General features: G+C 68.9%; 1 protein-coding gene. It reads left to right on the top strand.

All coding sequences use genetic code 11. The features are described 5' to 3' along the window. Window positions 1-63: 63 nt before the first annotated feature. Complete coding sequence (locus tag ACIPSE_RS47235) at window positions 64-1,236, top strand: IS4 family transposase (protein ID WP_401676394.1); 1,173 nt, start codon at window positions 64-66, stop codon at window positions 1,234-1,236. Window positions 1,237-1,459 lie beyond the last annotated feature (223 nt).

The raw sequence follows: 1,459 nt of genomic DNA, 5'->3' as shown, positions 1-1,459 counted from the left end.
CAATGCCGTTGCAATAGCTCGCGGGCGTACGCTGCTGCGTAGTGCTTCCCGGGGGTGGTGCGGGTGTCTGCGGACGTCGGTGAGTTATCGGGGCTGGGGTTGCTGACCTGGGTGTATCGGCCCGGGCTGGTGGATCGTGTGGTGGCTGCTTGCGGTCGTGCGGAGCAGCGCAGACGCCTGTTGCCGGCCCGGCTGGTGGTGTACTTCGTGCTCGCCCTTGCCCTGTTCTCGCCGGCGCCGTATCTGGAGGTGATGCGGCACCTGGTCGAGGGTTTGCGAGGTCAGGGACTGCTGGGCGAGTGGCACATCCCGGCGAAGTCGTCGCTGTTCCGGGCCCGCCAGCGGCTGGGATCGGAGCCGCTGCGGGTGCTGTTCGCCACGACCGCGAAGCCGATGGGCACCCAGGCCACTCCGGGCTGCTTCTGGCGTGGGCTGCGGCTTTTGGCGGTGGACGGCACCTGCTGGGACGTCGCCGACAGTGCGGCCAACGAGGCCGCCTTCGGCCGCCCCGGAAACAGCCGCGGGACCGACAAGTCCTCCTTTCCTCAGGTGCGGATGGCCTGCCTGATCGAGGTGGGCACCCACCTCGTCCTCGATGCCGAGCTGGCGGGCTGCCGCACCGGGGAAGTCACCCTGGTGAGCCGCCTGCCCCGCTCCTGCGGGCCCGGTGAACTGGTCCTGGCGGACCGGGAGTTTTTGGGCGTGCCGTTGTGGCGGGCCTTCACCGCCAGCGGTGCCGATCTGCTGTGGCGGGTCCCGGTCAACCGGGTCCTGCCCGTCGAGCGGCAGCTGCGGGACGGGTCCTGGATCTCCCGCATCCACGCCTCCACCGATCCCGCACACCGTGATCCGGTCACGGTGCGGGTGGTGGCCTATCAGCTGCACGGCACTGACGGCCAGGGTGAGGACTACCGTCTGGTGACCACGCTGCTCGATGCCCGCCGTTATCCCGCCCGCCAGCTGGCCGCGCTCTACCAGGAACGCTGGGAGGCGGAGGCTGTCTTCGCCGAGCTCAAGACCCATCAACGCGGAGCCCGCACCGTGCTCAGCAGCAAGACCCCCGACGGTGTCCTGCAGCAGATCTGGGCCCACCTCCTGGTCCACCACGCACTGCGCGAACTGATGGTCAGAACCGCCGCCACCCACACCCTGGACCCCGACCGGGTCTCCTTCACCGAAACCCTGCGCTCCGCCCGGCGCAGCGTGACCCTCACACCGGGCAGCTTTTCCCCCTGAGCTCCTGGTCAGAGCCCTCGTCTGGCTCCAACACGACCTGCTCGAACGCCTCCTGCCACCCAGACGGCTACGCAGCCAGCCCCGCGTCGTCAAACGCAAGATGTCCAACTACCGGCTCAAACGGGCCGAACACCACACCTGGCCCCAACCCACCCACACCGGCACCCGAGCCATCCGCATTCAACGACCCCAACCCGCAGACCCGTAAAGCAACAGCATTGCC

This window comes from Streptomyces sp. NPDC090106 (assembly GCF_044747265.1).
Lineage (GTDB): Bacteria > Actinomycetota > Actinomycetes > Streptomycetales > Streptomycetaceae > Streptomyces.
This window is presented reverse-complemented; position numbering and strand designations above follow the sequence as displayed.